Source organism: Paenibacillus sp. 276b (genome assembly GCF_900107875.1).
In the GTDB taxonomy this organism is placed as follows: Bacteria; Bacillota; Bacilli; order Paenibacillales; family Paenibacillaceae; genus Paenibacillus; species Paenibacillus marchantiae.
On record NZ_FNRR01000004.1, the window covers coordinates 269278 to 285083 of the forward strand.

General features: G+C 47.3%; 17 protein-coding genes. 14 read left to right on the plus strand and 3 right to left on the minus strand.

Annotated elements, in window-relative coordinates:
• The first annotated feature begins 34 nt into the window (after nucleotides 1-34).
• The 9 genes from BLV50_RS20410 to BLV50_RS20445 all read left to right on the plus strand — a co-directional run bounded on the left by BLV50_RS20410 (nucleotide 35) and on the right by BLV50_RS20445 (nucleotide 7279).
• Nucleotides 35-1036 (plus strand): ABC transporter substrate-binding protein, encoded by a 1002-nt coding sequence (locus BLV50_RS20410; RefSeq protein WP_090809695.1) that lies wholly within the window; start codon nucleotides 35-37, stop codon nucleotides 1034-1036.
• Between the two features lie 24 nt (nucleotides 1037-1060).
• A complete protein-coding gene (locus BLV50_RS20415; protein WP_064636053.1) occupies nucleotides 1061-2068 on the plus strand; it encodes a FecCD family ABC transporter permease in 1008 nt (335 codons plus the stop codon).
• Entirely contained in the window at nucleotides 2061-3083 is a 1023-nt protein-coding gene (locus BLV50_RS20420) for a FecCD family ABC transporter permease (protein WP_090809697.1), read from the plus strand. Before BLV50_RS20415 ends, BLV50_RS20420 begins: the two co-directional genes overlap by 8 nt.
• A gap of 37 nt (nucleotides 3084-3120) precedes the next feature.
• Entirely contained in the window at nucleotides 3121-3855 is a 735-nt protein-coding gene (locus tag BLV50_RS20425) for an alpha/beta hydrolase (RefSeq protein ID WP_090809699.1), read from the plus strand.
• A 105-nt stretch (nucleotides 3856-3960) separates the two neighbouring features.
• Entirely contained in the window at nucleotides 3961-4716 is a 756-nt protein-coding gene (locus tag BLV50_RS20430; RefSeq protein WP_090809701.1) for an exodeoxyribonuclease III, read from the plus strand.
• 30 nt (nucleotides 4717-4746) lie between these two features.
• A complete protein-coding gene (locus tag BLV50_RS33135; RefSeq protein ID WP_218135418.1) occupies nucleotides 4747-4947 on the plus strand; it encodes a hypothetical protein in 201 nt (66 codons plus the stop codon).
• Between the two features lie 29 nt (nucleotides 4948-4976).
• A complete protein-coding gene (locus BLV50_RS20435; RefSeq protein WP_090809703.1) occupies nucleotides 4977-5960 on the plus strand; it encodes an alpha/beta fold hydrolase in 984 nt (327 codons plus the stop codon).
• A 50-nt stretch (nucleotides 5961-6010) separates the two neighbouring features.
• Nucleotides 6011-6157: a hypothetical protein gene (locus BLV50_RS32850; protein ID WP_177031231.1), complete on the plus strand. Its 147-nt coding sequence runs from the start codon at nucleotides 6011-6013 to the stop codon at nucleotides 6155-6157.
• Between the two features lie 144 nt (nucleotides 6158-6301).
• Entirely contained in the window at nucleotides 6302-7279 is a 978-nt protein-coding gene (locus BLV50_RS20445; protein ID WP_371121655.1) for a diaminopimelate dehydrogenase, read from the plus strand.
• A gap of 184 nt (nucleotides 7280-7463) precedes the next feature.
• On the opposite strand, the gene BLV50_RS20450 is transcribed toward BLV50_RS20445, so the two are convergent.
• Both BLV50_RS20450 and gdhA read right to left on the minus strand, forming a co-directional pair.
• Nucleotides 7464-8318 (minus strand): pentapeptide repeat-containing protein, encoded by an 855-nt coding sequence (locus tag BLV50_RS20450; RefSeq protein ID WP_090809707.1) that lies wholly within the window; start codon nucleotides 8316-8318, stop codon nucleotides 7464-7466.
• A gap of 209 nt (nucleotides 8319-8527) precedes the next feature.
• Nucleotides 8528-9904: an NADP-specific glutamate dehydrogenase gene (gene gdhA / locus BLV50_RS20455; RefSeq protein WP_063565366.1), complete on the minus strand. Its 1377-nt coding sequence runs from the start codon at nucleotides 9902-9904 to the stop codon at nucleotides 8528-8530.
• A 388-nt stretch (nucleotides 9905-10292) separates the two neighbouring features.
• Here gdhA and BLV50_RS20460 point away from each other — a divergent pair, with 388 nt between their 5' ends.
• From BLV50_RS20460 to BLV50_RS20475, 4 genes are all read left to right on the plus strand, one after another.
• Nucleotides 10293-10766, plus strand: coding sequence for a GreA/GreB family elongation factor (locus tag BLV50_RS20460; RefSeq protein WP_063565367.1), 474 nt, complete (start codon nucleotides 10293-10295; stop codon nucleotides 10764-10766).
• Entirely contained in the window at nucleotides 10756-11262 is a 507-nt protein-coding gene (locus tag BLV50_RS20465; RefSeq protein ID WP_063565368.1) for a cation:proton antiporter regulatory subunit, read from the plus strand. Before BLV50_RS20460 ends, BLV50_RS20465 begins: the two co-directional genes overlap by 11 nt.
• 3 nt (nucleotides 11263-11265) lie before the next feature.
• Nucleotides 11266-12471, plus strand: a complete 1206-nt coding sequence (locus BLV50_RS20470) for a cation:proton antiporter (RefSeq protein ID WP_090809709.1) — start codon at nucleotides 11266-11268, stop codon at nucleotides 12469-12471.
• A 315-nt stretch (nucleotides 12472-12786) separates the two neighbouring features.
• Nucleotides 12787-13743 carry an alpha/beta hydrolase gene (locus tag BLV50_RS20475; protein ID WP_090809711.1) on the plus strand — a complete coding sequence of 319 codons (957 nt, stop codon included), beginning with the start codon at nucleotides 12787-12789 and terminating at the stop codon, nucleotides 13741-13743.
• Here BLV50_RS20475 and BLV50_RS20480 read toward each other — a convergent pair.
• A complete protein-coding gene (locus BLV50_RS20480) occupies nucleotides 13738-14616 on the minus strand; it encodes a PhzF family phenazine biosynthesis protein (RefSeq protein ID WP_090809713.1) in 879 nt (292 codons plus the stop codon). The two genes, BLV50_RS20475 and BLV50_RS20480, sit on opposite strands and share 6 nt — an antisense overlap.
• 181 nt (nucleotides 14617-14797) lie before the next feature.
• Between BLV50_RS20480 and BLV50_RS20485 the strand changes: the two genes are divergently transcribed.
• Nucleotides 14798-15724 (plus strand): NADP-dependent oxidoreductase, encoded by a 927-nt coding sequence (locus BLV50_RS20485; RefSeq protein ID WP_090810019.1) that lies wholly within the window; start codon nucleotides 14798-14800, stop codon nucleotides 15722-15724.
• The last annotated feature ends 82 nt before the right edge of the window (nucleotides 15725-15806 follow it).

Below are 15806 nucleotides of genomic sequence, written 5' to 3' on the forward strand. Positions count from 1 at the left end.
TAGAATAATCGAAATTGAAGGGGGATCACCAGAGATGAAAAAGAAATTGGGGTTATGTTTGGTAATGATATGTATGCTCGCTGTATTGGGAGCGTGCGGCAATAAAGAGGACGCGTCAGGGACTGCGGAGAATTCGGCTTCGACTGGAACAACGGCGACGACCAATGAAACGGATACAGCTGAGGCAGCTGAAGGCACAAGAACTATTAAATACTTAGATCAGGAGTACACGGTTCCGACAGAGGTTAACCGTATTGTAATTACCGGTTCCATGGAAGCCATGGAGGATGCACTGGTTCTTGATGTACATCCGGTAGGGGCTATTACTTTTGGCGGCGAATTCCCGGAGATGTATGCTTCTATCACGGATCAAGCTGAGTCCATTGGGCAGAAGATTGAGCCTAACTTTGAGACCATTCTGTCCCTGAAACCGGATATTATCCTGGGTTCTACGAAGTTTAAACCTGAAGTGGCCGAGCAGTTAAGCAAAATTGCGCCATTTATTCAGGTGTCTCATATTGCTACGGATTGGGAGTCGAACCTTAATCTACTGGCTGAGCTGACAGGCAAACAGGAACAGGCCAAACAGGAAATTGAACAGTATAAGGCTGCTTTGACTACTGCCCAGGCTGAACTTGGGGACAAACTGGAAAACAAAAAGGTGTTGGCAGTACGTATTCGTAACGGACAAATGTATGTGTATCCTGAGTCTGTCTTTGTGAATCCGATTCTGTATGGAGACCTTGGATTCCAGGTTCCGGCCGAGATTCAGGCAGCCAAAGCACAGGAAGCACTTTCGGTAGAGAAGTTTGCAGAGATGAACCCGGATTATGTGTTTGTACAATTTGAGACATCCGAGAACTCCGACACCCCGAATGCCCTGACAGATCTGCAAAACAACCCGATTATCCAGAAGACAACCGCGCTGAAGGAAAATCATGCTTTTGTCAATGTCATTGATCCATTGGCTGAAGGTGGTCCGGCCTGGAGTCGTATTGAATTCCTGAAAGCAGCAGTTGAGCAGTTATCCAAATAATTAGAGCAAGGCGTGTATACTCCTATGCAAAAAAGAAGATTGAATCCGGTGGTGCTGTTCGCAGCAGCACCTCTGTTCATTGCAGTTACCATTCTGGCGTCCGTGATGTACGGAGCCAAGAGCATTGACGTTTCGACCATAACGGCAGCCATTTTCCATTTTGATACAGACAGCATCGATCACCAGATCATCGTGTCATCCCGGCTCCCGCGTGTTATTGGTGCTCTATTGATCGGGGCTTTTCTGGCGGTGTCAGGTGCACTTATGCAGGGGATGACAAGAAACTATCTTGCATCCCCTTCCATTATGGGGGTATCCGATGGATCGGTAGTGGTCATCACCTTATGTATGGTATTTATGCCGAACACGTCATCTCTTGGTCTGATATTTTACTCTTTGGCGGGATCGGCACTTGGAGCAGGACTGGTATTTTTCATAGCCTGGTTACTGCCGGGCGGCATGTCGCCTGTTCGGCTTGCCATTCTGGGCACGATTATTGGTACATTCCTCGGTGGTGTATCTCAGGCCGTGGCTACCTATTATCAGGTGTCTCAAACGATCAGTTTCTGGTATAACGCCAGATTGCATCAGATGGACCCAGGCATGATCAAGCTGATTATTCCATTTGCTGTGGTGGGACTGGCGTTAGCCATCATTCTTTCCAAGTCTATTACCATTCTGTCGATGGGCGATGATGTGGCAACAAGCCTGGGGCAGCGTACCGGATGGGTTAAGGCTTTATCGATACTGAGTGTGGTTATCCTGACTGGAATATCTGTGGCTTTGGCGGGCAAAATCGCTTTTGTCGGTTTGTTGGTTCCGCATATTACCCGATTTCTCTTCGGGGTAGATTACCGCTGGATTATTCCGTGTTCCGCTCTGCTGGGCGGATTCTTTTTGGCCTGGTGTGACATCTTGAGTCGTTTCATTAACTCTCCGTTTGAAACACCAATTGGAGTCGTCACCGCATTATTTGGCGTTCCCTTCTTCCTTTATCTGATCAAAACCAAAGGAGGGGGAAAACATGCCTGAACCGCAGCGGGGAAGATTATGGGCCGTCATTTTCATAAGTTCAATAATCATTGCAGCAGCCGTTTATATCAGTTTGACTAATGGTGCGTTTGACATATCGGTGATGGATGTGGTCAAAACGTTATTACGGCTGGACCCTGTCCATGAGCATGATCTGGTCATTTTTGATTTCAGGCTGCCGCGTATTGTCATTGCATTACTGCTTGGCCTGGGACTCGGGATTGCCGGAGCTGTTATTCAGGGCATCGCCCGCAATCCGCTGGCTGACCCCGGCATGCTTGGGATTAACGCAGGTGCCGGAACAGCAATGGTGCTCTTTATGCTTCTGTTCCATGGGTCCATAGCAGGTACAGGATGGTTGTCCATTATGGCGATGCCACTGTTTGGCCTGGTGGGTGGATTAACGGCAGTTATTCTCATCTTGTGGTTTGCACAGGAGCGTGGTCAGTTGGATTCCCAAAGGCTTATTCTGGTCGGGATTGCCATCGGTTCAGGTTTTAGTGCAATTACGCTTTATCTTTCCCTAAAGATGAACCCGTCCGATTTTGAGATGGCTACCGTCTGGCTGACAGGCAGCATTTATAATGCCAATTGGCGATACATATCGGCGATGATTCCATGGCTGGTTCTGCTGATTCCATTGCTTTGGGCTAAATCCCGTGTGCTGGATGTCATGCAGCTGCAGGAGGCCAGCAGCATGGGACTCGGCGTGGATGTTCATCGGGAGAGAAAAATATTGTTGCTGGGCAGTGTTGGGCTCGTCAGTGCCTGTGTTGCCGTATCCGGGAGTATCGGATTTGTTGGGTTAATCGCTCCTCATATTGCACGGCGGCTGGTGGGGCTTCACCATAAACGGGTCATTCCGATATCCGGGTTGGTTGGCATGGCGATGGTTGTTGTAGGGGATTTGATTGGCAAAACGGTGTTTGCCCCGGCAGAACTGCCTGTGGGCATCGTCATCTCCATTATTGGCGTTCCTTATTTCATCTTTTTACTGCTCAAGAACCGGATGTAACAAGCCAGATTTGAAACAGGAGGGAAGGGTTCCATACATGAGTAAATGGGTACAGGAGTCGGTTAATGGCTGGACGCTCCATCTGCTGCTTCCGCCATCTTACACAGAGGGAGATCGTCATTACCCGGTCGTTTATATTCAGGATGGAGGTGCGGTAGCCAAAGCCTGCAGCAATCTGCTGGATCATTCTTTTCGCTCCGGAAAACTGCCTGAATTGATTTTGGTCGGTATTGAACCTCACAATCGCAACGATGACTACACGCCATGGCCTGTACCAGCGCTGCATGCATCCTTTTCGGCCTTTGGCGGTCAGGGAAGCATATATCTGAAGGCGATCACTGAGCAGCTGAAACCGTATGTGGACTCGTCTTACCGTACTCTTGCAGATTCAGAGAATACAGGTATACTTGGTTGTTCGCTCGGTGGGCTGATCTCTCTGTTTGCGGCGATGGAATTCCCTCATATCTTTGGAAAGGTTGGGACGTTATCAGCCTCAATGTGGTATGAAGGTTTCCTCGATTATATGAGTGACTATTCCTGGGCTGAACGCCGCGGTTTGAAGTTGTATATGTACGTTGGGAGTCTGGAAGGTGTGTACAAGGTTAATGCCCAAGCACAAATGTTGGGAAATACACGTTCTGCGTGTCGCATGATTTTGGCCCAGGGTTATCCTGCCGAGCGGCTGAATTACGTGGAGGAAGAGGGCGGGACGCATGATCTTTTGTTTTTTGCCAAGCATCTGCCCGAAGCATTATCCTGGTTGTATCAGTGAGCATATAGCTTAGGAAGCCCTCATTCTGTTTGGATATCGTCACACCTCAGCTTGTCCTTCCGAATTCGCCCATGCTATATTGGGGAGATGTGAGGAGATGAGGATATGAAGCTGGTGTCCTGGAATGTGAATGGATTGCGGGCATGTGTTACCAAAGGATTCATGGATTATTATAACGAGAGTCAGGCCGATATTTTCTGTGTGCAGGAGACCAAGCTGCAGGCAGGACAGATCGAGATGGATCTGGGAGAAGACGTATATCAATACTGGAATTATGCTGTCAAAAAAGGATACTCCGGCACAGCCGTATTTACCCGGATCAAGCCGCTATCTGTCTGGTACGGGATCGAGGAAGATAGCGAACCGGAAGGCCGAATGATTACGCTGGAGTTTGATCATTTTTATTTAATAAACGTATATACCCCCAACGCGAAGCGGGATCTGACCAGACTTCCTTATCGTTTGGAATGGGAGGATCGGTTCAGAGGGTACGTGCTGCAATTGGAGCAGACCAAACCTGTTATCGTATGTGGTGACCTGAATGTAGCCCATCAGGAGATCGACCTGAAGAATCCGAAACCCAATCTGGGCAACTCGGGATTCACGCTGGAAGAGCGAGGCAAGATGACCGATCTGCTGGCTGCCGGATATGTGGATAGCTTCCGCCATTTGTACCCGGATCGCACGGATGTGTACAGTTGGTGGTCGTACATGCCCAAGGTAAGAGAGCGTAATGTTGGATGGCGGATCGATTATTTCCTTGTCTCCAATCAGGTGGCTCCGAAGGTGTCGGATGCACATATTGATTGCCATGTCATGGGCAGTGATCATTGCCCGGTGGGTCTCACGTTGCAATTGTAGATTGCAGAGGGTGTATTTACCTTTTACAAAATGAATATCATCCAAACCGCAGGTTTCCGTTATCGGGAATTTGCGGTTATTTTACGTTGTCTATATGATTATCTTCCCTTTGGTGCAGGTCTCAATGGTATGCGGGTAGGGGGTGGAACTAGACTTAGGTTGGGGAAAGAACTGGACCCGGGATCGTTCCGTTTCCATCCGTACTTGGGTAAGATTGAAGAATACATATAGAAGATGATTCGGGTAAGGGGTAGAGAACGATGAAGAAGGGGTTACGGAGAGGTTTGAAGGGGCTGGGGGGCCTGCTGCTGGCAACAGGGCTTCTGCTGCTGGCAGGAACCGCGTACGAGGCGTATCAGTCGACACAGGACATGAAATCTTATACTGCACCAGGCAAGATGTATGAGGTGAGCGGATGTAACATGCATCTCTATACAACGGGAAGAGGAAATGCGACAGTTGTTCTCGCTTCAGGCTGGGGTACGCCCAATCCGTATGTTGATTTCAGCCCGCTATATAACAAGTTGAAATCCCAGGTGAAAATTGCGGTGTATGATCGGTTCGGTTACGGGTATAGCGATTATACGGATCGGCCACGTGATATCGATACCATTACAGAGGAAATCCATCAATTGCTGCGAGTATCCGGCCAACGTCCGCCGTATATCATGGTAGGTCATTCTCTCGGATCTCTGGAGACCGTGCGATTCGCACAAATGTACCCCGATGAGGTAGCTGGCATGGTCATGATTGATGGAGGAAGTCCCGAATATTACAGCACTGTGGCTATGGAGCAATCGGATTGGTATTTCGATTCAGCCCGTCTTCTGGTGAAAACAGGAATTGTGCGGACATTGCTGCATTCGGATCGGTTAACCGAATCTTTGGTCGTTAACCCGGATCTCGTTACGGAGTCAATGAGAAAGGCAGCCACCATATCCACACTCAAGCATGCTTACAATGACAACGTGATTGGAGAGATGCGCAATTCCAAGAAGAACGCTGCCCATATCCTGGAGCATAAAAAGGAATTCTCCTTCCCGCTAACCATTCTGACGGCCGGTTCAGAGAAACCGAGCGAAGGCAGCCGGGCATGGCAGGCAGATCAAGCCGATTTTGCTTCATGGTCCAGTCAAGGAACACAGGTCACTGTGGCACACGCCAAACACGATATTCATAACAGTCAGCCGGATATTGTCGCCAATGAAATTTTGGAGTTGGTGAGGCGGTCCGGTGAACTATGAAGAACATAATCCAGCCAAAATATAGCAAACAAGATGAGGAGGTAGGATGGATGAAAAAGATCAGAACCGCTTTAAGATTCCTTTCCTTACTCCTGGCAAGTTGTCTGTTGTCTCTAACGGTATTGTCCGTTTCCGTCTTGTTTGCTACTTCTTCCGTGGGTGCCATACCTTTTATCCATTCGGTTGGACGTGATTAGAATAAAAGGAATATATCAGGCCTTGCTGCTCTGCATGCAAGGTATTTTTATTTCAAACTGGAAACCTGACAATTTACATGTTATGTTATATCATTATACTAGATAAAGTAGGCAACTATAGATGAAGACAGGAGAGGATTGAACATGGTCAAAGTTGGTATCGTAGGTTACGGAAATCTGGGCAAAGGTGTAGAGAAAGCTATTACTCAAAACCCGGATATGGAGCTTGTTGCTGTATTTACACGTCGTAACCCGGAGCAGATGGTTGCAGAAGGTACAGAGGTTCGTTTCGAACATATCTCTGCTGCTGAGCAATACATAGGCAAAATTGATGTGATGATTCTGTGTGGAGGTTCGGCAACCGATCTTCCGGAGCAGACACCTGCAATTGCAAAATTGTTCAATACGGTGGATAGCTTCGATACACATGCCAAAATCCCTGAATTCTATAAAGAAGTTAACGCTGCGGCAGAGCAAGGTGGCCACGTGAGCGTCATTTCCACAGGTTGGGACCCAGGCTTGTTCTCAATGAACCGACTGCTTGCTCAATCGATCCTGCCAGAAGGAAAAGAGTACACGTTCTGGGGTAAAGGAGTAAGCCAAGGTCACTCCGATGCCATCCGTCGTGTTCCTGGCGTTAAGGCTGGTGTGCAATACACTGTACCTGTTGAAGAAGTAATCAACAGCATTCGTGCTGGGGAGACCCCAGAATTGACCACACGTGAGAAGCATCTGCGTCAATGCTATGTAGTTGCAGAAGCTGGTGCAAATCAGGACGAGATTCGTGAAACGATTGTATCTATGCCTAACTATTTCTCGGATTACGATACAACGGTAACGTTTATTACTGAAGAGCAATTGAAGGCTGAGCATGAAGGCATGCCGCACGGTGGATTTGTCATTCGTAGTGGAGTTACAGGTGCAGGCCAGAAACAAATTATTGAGTTTGGTCTGAAGCTCGACAGCAATCCTGAATTTACCGCAAGTGTACTGGTGGCTTATGCAAGAGCCGCACAACGTTTGAGTCTGGAAGGACACAAAGGGGCTAAGACAGTATTTGATATCCCACTCGGTCACCTGTCTCCTAAATCGGCTGAGGACCTTCGCCGCGACTTGCTGTAGTCCGTTAATTCATTACCGCAGTTGTAAGACCTGATTAATTCATATCTAAAATGTAATACAACACAAACAGCTCGTCCTTCTAAACAGAGGGACGAGCTGTTTGTGTTATACATACGAATCAGTGCATATTCATGGTTTATTCATATTCATTCATAATTCATACTTCATCTTGGGACAGTCTTCCCTACAGCCAGTGTGAGGGAATGTTTAAATGATCCGGCAACTTGGTATCTGCACTGCCTTTTGCCGAGTTGAGCTGGGATTGCGTCAGAAAGATGCTGCCTCTCAGATCCGCTCCACCCAGATTCGCATCCCGCAAGTCAGCCCCAATTAGATCGGTCTTTCTCATATCTGCGTTTCGTAGGTCAGCCGCTATCATTAATGCACCTCTGAAGCTCGCTCCCCGAAGGTCAGCTCCTTTTAGATTGGCACCCAGAAAGTCTCTTCCGATACGCTTTTTGGTCTTCGATTTGGAAGGCTCCTTACCCGAAGCTGGGACCTTTGCCCGCACCATCTCGCTGGCCTGTACAAGCAGTTCGTTCACCACCGCCCGATGTGCAGGAATATCGAGACGTAATATGGCAGATGGCTCCAGATCGGTCAGTCGTTCCGTTTCCCGATATACGTCCTTCAACGCGGCATGGATGGATGATGTTTCCGGCAGCATTAGCATTTCATTGATGTAGCTCATCATCTCATGAAGCTGCTTCATGACAGGCAAGCAATCGAACATTTCAGCAGCTGATTCCGGATGATTACGCCAATCCTTGCCCGCATATGTAATTTGTGATAGTTTCTGACCAGCTCCGAAACAATCGTAGACTGTGCAGCCCTTGAACCCTTTCTGTCGCAGCTGTGTATGGATGCCACAGCGGTTATCGGTACGAAGATTGGAACAGGGAGTACCGCTGGATTTATCAAAAGCAAAGTCTGAGGATTTGCCATACGGCAAGGCGACACAGCATAGACCAAAACATTGCTCACAGTCTGCGCTTAAATGCAGAGTAGCCTGATTGCTACTGAATGCTTGATTAGTCATTTATACACTTCCTTTAATTAAAAAAAATGCTATTTTAAGGTCAGTACAACTTTACCATTACACTGGATTTCGATCAATTCCGATATGGATCATATGGCGATTCTGATACCGGATTAAACTCCATAAATGACATTAGAAATGTAAAATAACCGCCTCCCGTGATGGAAGGCGGTTTATTTAGTTAGTTAGCAACTATAACACAATTAGAATTAGACGATACCTTGCGCAAGCATGGCGTCTGCAACCTTCAGGAAGCCAGCGATGTTCGCTCCGGCAAGCAGGTTACCTGCACAGCCGTACTCATCCGCTGCCTGAACACAGCTAGTGTAGATGTTAGACATAATGTCATGCAGCTTGGCGTCCACTTCTTCAAATGACCAGGACAACCGCATGCTGTTCTGCGACATTTCAAGTGCGGACACGGCAACCCCGCCAGCATTAGCCGCTTTGGCTGGTCCAAACAGAACGCCTTCTTTATGGAAAACGTCAATCGCAGCCAGAGTGGAAGGCATGTTTGCTCCTTCACCGATCGCTTTAACTCCGCCTTGCACGAGCAATGCAGCAGCCTGTTCGTCGATTTCATTTTGCGTTGCACAAGGCAGCGCGATATCACAAGGGATAGACCAGATGCCTTCACAGCCTTCGGTATACACGGCATGTGGATGCTCTTTGACATATTCGCTGATCCGCAGACGATCAACCTCTTTTAATCTTTTTACGGTATCCAGATTGATTCCTTGAGCGTCATAGATATAACCACCAGAGTCACTACACGCGACAACATTAGCTCCAAGCTCTTGAGCCTTCTGAATGGCATAGATGGATACATTACCCGAACCGGAGACAACCACGGTGCTGTCCTTGAAGCTCAGTCCTTTAGATGCCAACATTTCCTTCACAAAGTACACGCATCCGAATCCGGTAGCTTCCTTACGTGCAAGACTTCCTCCGTATAGGAGCCCTTTACCTGTAAGAACGCCAGCTTCGTGTCCACCGCTGATGCGTTTGTACTGTCCGAACATATAACCGATTTCCCGTGCACCTACACCGATGTCCCCGGCAGGTACGTCCGCATCGGAACCGATATATTTGTACAGCTCAGTCATGAAGCTTTGAGTGAAACGCATGACTTCCAGATCTGATTTTCCTTTTGGATCGAAGTCGGAACCACCTTTACCACCGCCGATTGGCAGGCCAGTCAGGGCATTCTTGAAAATTTGTTCAAATCCCAGGAATTTAACGATTCCCGAGTAAACGGAAGGATGGAAACGAAGTCCACCTTTGTAAGGACCAATTGCGCTGTTGAACTGAACACGGAATCCACGGTTTACTTGTACCTTGCCTTGATCATCTACCCAAGGCACGCGGAACGTAATGACACGTTCTGGCTCAACAAGCTGTTCAAGCAAGCCATTTTCCCGATATTTCGGGTGAGCTGCAATGACAGGAATAAGCGAGTCCAGGATCTCTTTGACAGCCTGATGGAATTCACTTTCCTGTGGATTTCTGGCGATAACCGATTCGTAAACGGAATGAACATACTCTGCGGCAGTTACTTGAGTTGAATCCTTAGTTATAGTCGACACTTTTTCAATGCACTCCTTTATTGTGTTAAAGTCTTGGGATGGCTATTTGTATAAATTGCATAAAAGTTTGTAGTTAAATATACAGGAAACAAAATAAAAATACGAGATGAAAACCCATAAAATGTTTTTTATGACGTTATTAAAATCTTCTATGGATCTGTCATATGATGTAAAGGTTAAGTTTGGAAGCCGGATTGACGCCCTTTTTATCATTATACAACGCAAAGTTAACAGAATAGCTGGATTAAAAAATTTGTTTTGGTAAGATGGTAGTAAGACCGCGGTATCCGTGGTTTTTTTATCTATATGAAGGAGGAGAACAACATGATGAAGAAAAACATGCGAATCAACATGGAGAACAGGGCTTGTATAGGAGGTGAGATTTATTATGAACCATAGGACCTCCTTTCAAAATTGCAGAGAAATGCTGGTGAACCAGCTCATTATATTCGGTGAAGAGAAAAGAACATTTCTCGACGCCTATTTTGACGTGCGTGATCCGGAACGTTCGCAGATGGAACGGCTGCTCGCAAACTATACCACGTGTGTGGAGAAGCTGCTCCTTGGTTCGGATGAAGCTCTGGAATCGGTGGTACTTATCGGTAGTTTAATCCGTTTTGAGTACGTTGACTTCCATACATCTGATTCATTCACCATTGTTATGCCGGATGACGCGGACCCGGATGCGGGGCATATTTCCTTCCTCTCCCCTGTGGGGCGGCAATTATTGCTTGGGCTCAAGGGAGAAGTGAGGTCGATTAATATACCGGCTGGCTCCATGCGAGTACGCATTACGGATATTACGTTAAACAATGAGTCCTTGAATCGGATGTCCACTGGGGGTGCAGATCATGCACTTTAAAGAGACGGATTTGCCGGGAATTGGACGCAAATATTGGTTGCACACACGCAGCGGTGAGCATCTGGTCATCGTTATCCATAATGATGAGCGACGTGACCTGTTTCACATGGAATCAGGCGATTCGCCTGAAGAATTGGGAGATATGGTGTCACTGGTCACACTGGATGATGATGAGGCACGTGCGGTTGCGGCTATTGTCGGTGGCATGACGTACAAACCAACCTTTCAGGATGAGCGTGAAGTTATGCTGGAGGGACTGTTAATTGAGTGGCTCCGTATTGAGCCGCATTCAGAGAGCATAGGAAGATCGATCGGAGAACTGAATATTCGCCAGGCAACAGGAGCAGTTATTCTTGCTGTGGTGGAGAAGAACAGGATGAAACAGTTTAATCCAGGTCCTGACTATACCTTTACCGCGGGGGCAACGGTTGTTGTCGCTGGTGAACGGGATCAGATCAAACTGTTAAAACAGTTGTTATCCAATGGACGGCTCTAGCCTATGGATATGCTCATATTCGAAGTGGGAATTGCCGTTGCGCTGATTACACTTACGGGGCTAATATCTGCAAAATTACGATTTTCGGTCATTCCTTTCTATATTCTGATTGGTATGGCTGTTGGACCGCATGCACCACAGATCGGCATTGTGGATTTGCGTTTTATCGAAAGCTCGGAATTTATTGAATTTATGGGCAGGCTGGGTATTCTGTTTTTGCTCTTTTATCTGGGATTGGAATTTTCGGTCTCCCGCCTGATGAAGTCGGGCAAAGCCATTCTGACCGGAGGTATGTTCTACGTTGGACTAAATTTTGCTTCCGGTCTGCTGCTAGGATGGTTCATGGAACTGCCACTCAAAGAAACGTTAGTTGTCTGTGGTATTATGACGAGTTCTTCCACAGCTATTGTGGCTAAAGTACTCGTGGATCTGAAGCGCACGGCGAACCCGGAGACGGAGATTATTATGGGCATGATCATGTTTGATGATCTGTTTATTGCCATCCATATCTCGATTCTGACGGGGCTTGTACTTAGTGGGGCTACCTCATTCCTCAGCGTCTTGCTCGTATCCTTGTCTGCGCTGCTCTTTATTGTGCTATTTCTAATCATAGGCAGGAAATGCATCAAGTATATTGATAAGGCACTCAACATCAAGTCATCGGAGTTGTTTCTGCTTACCGTTATGACGTTGCTCTTTCTGGTGGCGGGTTTCTCGGAAACGCTGCATGTAGCCGAAGCGATTGGAGCTCTGATGATGGGGCTGGTTCTGGGGGAGTCCAGACATGCCAGCCGAATTGAGCATCAGATTATGCCGTTCAAAGATTTCTTTGGGGCGATCTTCTTTTTCAGCTTTGGCCTGACCATTGAACCTTCGACCCTTGGCGGAGCCGTTGGAATGACCGTGCTTGCCGTTATTCTGACCATTGCCAGCAACTATGGTGCGGGCATGATCGCTGGCAGACTCTCCGGGATGTCTCCACGCGCTTCTCTTAATGTGGGATTCACGCTGGTGTCCCGTGGAGAGTTCTCTATCATTATGGCGAATATCGGCAAGGCAGGAGGCCTGATGGCATCCATTCAGTCTTTTGCCGTGTTATATGTGTTGATTCTGGCAGTGCTTGGCCCGATCCTGACGAAAGAATCACCTTGGATCTACAGTCAATACGCTCGCTTGAGGAAAAGAATGAGGGGGAAAGAGACGGGATGAATTGTGCATCTGTTTGCCACGTCTTTACAGCGTAGGTTAATACACAAATGCAAACACGCTTTGAATCTAATCCACTGCTAAACCGTACACGCCACACTACTTGGAGTATATTCTCTCCTTGGTGTGGCGTTTATTGTATCGGGGAATGTACCATCCCTTTATTGACAGATGTATGAAGGCTGTTATACAAAGAAGTATACTTATGGAAGTAGGCTTAATGTAAGGTCGTGCAATGCACGGCCTTTTTTGGCTATATAGGATCAGTCTCATTCAATCTGAATCAGACTGATCTATGACAAGAGGAGAATGAACAGCATGGATAATCTGCCTTCATATCATTCATCACATCATTATTGGAAACAGTATCAAGCCTTTTTCCCGGAAGAATTCAGGCTAGGGGACCATGCGAATCCTGAAGAGGAGTGGTGGGAATCGAACGGGGTTCATCTGCACATCGATCGTCTGCCCGCGCCCGATTCGCCGATCAAAATTCTGTTCATTCACGGAGCTGGAGGCAATGGCAGGTTGCTCGCGCCTTATGCTCGAATGTTGCAGCTCCGAGGCTATGAGGTAGTATCGCCAGATCTTCCACCGTATGGACTGAGCTATCCGTTGCCTGGGACACGTCTCAATTATGAACTATGGATCAAGCTGCTTGTTTCACTCGCTGATTGCGAATTTAGGAAAGACGGCAAGCCGATCGTGGCATTGGGAAGCAGCATCGGAGGTATGCTGGCTTATCACATGAGTGCACGCAGTGAGCACGTACAAGGCTTGATTGTAACGACATTTGTGGACACGAGTGATGCGGATATGCGTGACCAGCTTGCACCAAACCGTTTGGTGAGCCGATGGGGCAAACGTATGATGGATCGGTTTCCGGCTTTACTGGATCATATACGTATCTCTGTGAAGCAAGTATCGCGTATGCAGCTGATTACCAATAATTCGGAGTTAACCCGACTTATTATGAATGATCCACAGGCGGCATCGACACGTGTCCCATTAGAACTGTTAAGAACATTCCTGAATAAGAAGCCGGAGGTAAATCCGGAACAGTTTGGCCAATGTCCCGTACTGCTGGTTCACCCCGAACTGGACCCGATGACACCACTACGGTTCAGCCAATCTTTTTTTGATCGATTAAAGGTGGAAAAGGAATGCGTAGTGTTGGAAGGAGCGGGCCACTTCCCTATAGAACAGCCAGGGCTGAATCAATTGGAAGAAGCCGTGTTACGATTTTTACATAAGATTGAAGCTCAACATTTATGAAAGTTGAATTCGAATGTTCTCTATATGAACCGCGACCCCGCCCACTTGAATCTTTGTAATTTCATTGGACATGCCCAGTGTTAATCTGGCTTGGATCTCCGAGGGACGGTTCATAGTATACCCTTGTCTAATCGTATAGATTGTATCGTGGGGATCTGAAAGTTGGTTGTATTTATGTAAATAACAGAGTAAAGCACCGTTAGAAGTACCAGTTGCGCTCTCTTCCGGGATATCGTAAAGGGGAGCAAAGTTCCGGCATTCTGCCAGAGTACTCTCTTTATCTGGTTCGACTGCAAACACGTGATAACCTACGACATGGTTAGCTTTGCTAATTTCAGCGATAAGCTGAAAATCAGGAATGATTTTTGACAGAACATCAACATGGTTAACCGTAATCAAGATATCGCGCAATCCGGTAGATACGATCTGTACAGGTAATTCAGCGTGTAAATCATGTGTGGAAATACCCAGAGAATCTGCAATGCCTTGTCGGTCAACGATCTCTCCAAACTCCGGAAGCGCCTGAGACAGATAGACTTCACCATTGTTCTGGACAACTACTTCAAGTATTCCGGCTAACGTCTCCAGCGTGTATACACCTACATCAACGATATGCTGTGCTTTCATTAAATAAAATAAGGCAATCGTTGCATGTCCGCATAGATCAACTTCATCACTAGGGGTGAAGTAACGCACTTTGAAATCAGCCTGGTCCGATGGCATAACAAACGCGGTCTCTGAGAATCCAACTTGTCTGGCAATCTCCTGCATCTGGGAGTCGGACAAGTGTCCTGCTTGTAAAACAACTCCTGCGGGGTTTCCGCCTAGAGGCTTATCCGAAAATGCATGTAACGTACTTACTTCAATTTCCACATCTCTACCTCGCTTGTTCAGTTATTTAAGTTCAACAGTTCTTCATTATATCACGGTTCCTAATCGGGATTGTGAACCCAAACCTGCTGCGAATTCATGAATATAGGTCAAGTGAACGTTCGGGAAGGGTAATGAAGAAGGAGAGCATAACGATAATGCTATGGAAAGGCTGGGATCTCTAATGAAAGCAATTGTGATTGAAAAGTTCGGTGGAGCGGAACAATTGAAGGAAAAGGAAATGCCGAAGCCGGCATGTGGAGTGAACCAGGTGCTAATCCGCATTCATGCTACTTCTGTAAACCCGGTGGATTTTAAAGTCAGACAAGGCCATATGAAAGAGGCAGCAGATTCTTTCCCACTAATATTGGGCGGGGATGTGGCCGGGACAGTGACTGAAGCGGGTTCCAATGTCACTAGGTTCAGAGCGGGCGATCGCGTATTTGCCCGTCCTCGTCATTTCGGGACCTATGCAGAATATGTGGCTGTGGATGCGGACATCATTGCCCGTATCCCGGAAAATCTAAGCTTCGAGGAAGCAGCTGCCATACCGCTAGCAGCCATGACGGCCTGGCAGGCACTTGTTGACCATGGACGGCTTGCCAAAGGGCAGAAGGTTCTCATTCACGCCGGAGCAGGTGGTGTAGGAACCTTTGCTATTCAGATTGCCAAATATCTTGGCGCTGAAGTGGCTTCCACGGCGAGTGAATCGAATGAGGAATTGCTTCGTTCGCTGGGAGTGGACCATTTTATCAATTATAAAAAAGAAGACTTCTCAGAGATTCTCTCCGGGTACGATGTCGTGCTGGACACGATGGGTGGCGATATTCAGCGTGATAGCTTCAAGGTATTGAAGGCCGGTGGACATCTGGTATCGCTTGTGGAACAACCGGATGAAACGATGGCTAAGGAAACAGGTGTAACGGCCAACGTGTTCATGATGGAACCCAAAGGGGACCAACTCGATCAGTTGGCCGAGCTCGCTGCTGAGGGCAAGCTGAGACCCATCATTGATGAGACATACCCCTTGAGTGAACAAGGACTGCGTGAAGCGCACGAAAAAAGCGAAACCTATCATACACGCGGAAAACTGGTCATTCGAGTAGAATAGATGAGGGTTATCTTTGAAGGTTTCAAATTTAAAAACTTTACTGACGGAAGATGTCAGTAAAGTTTTTTTATACTAGGCTTAT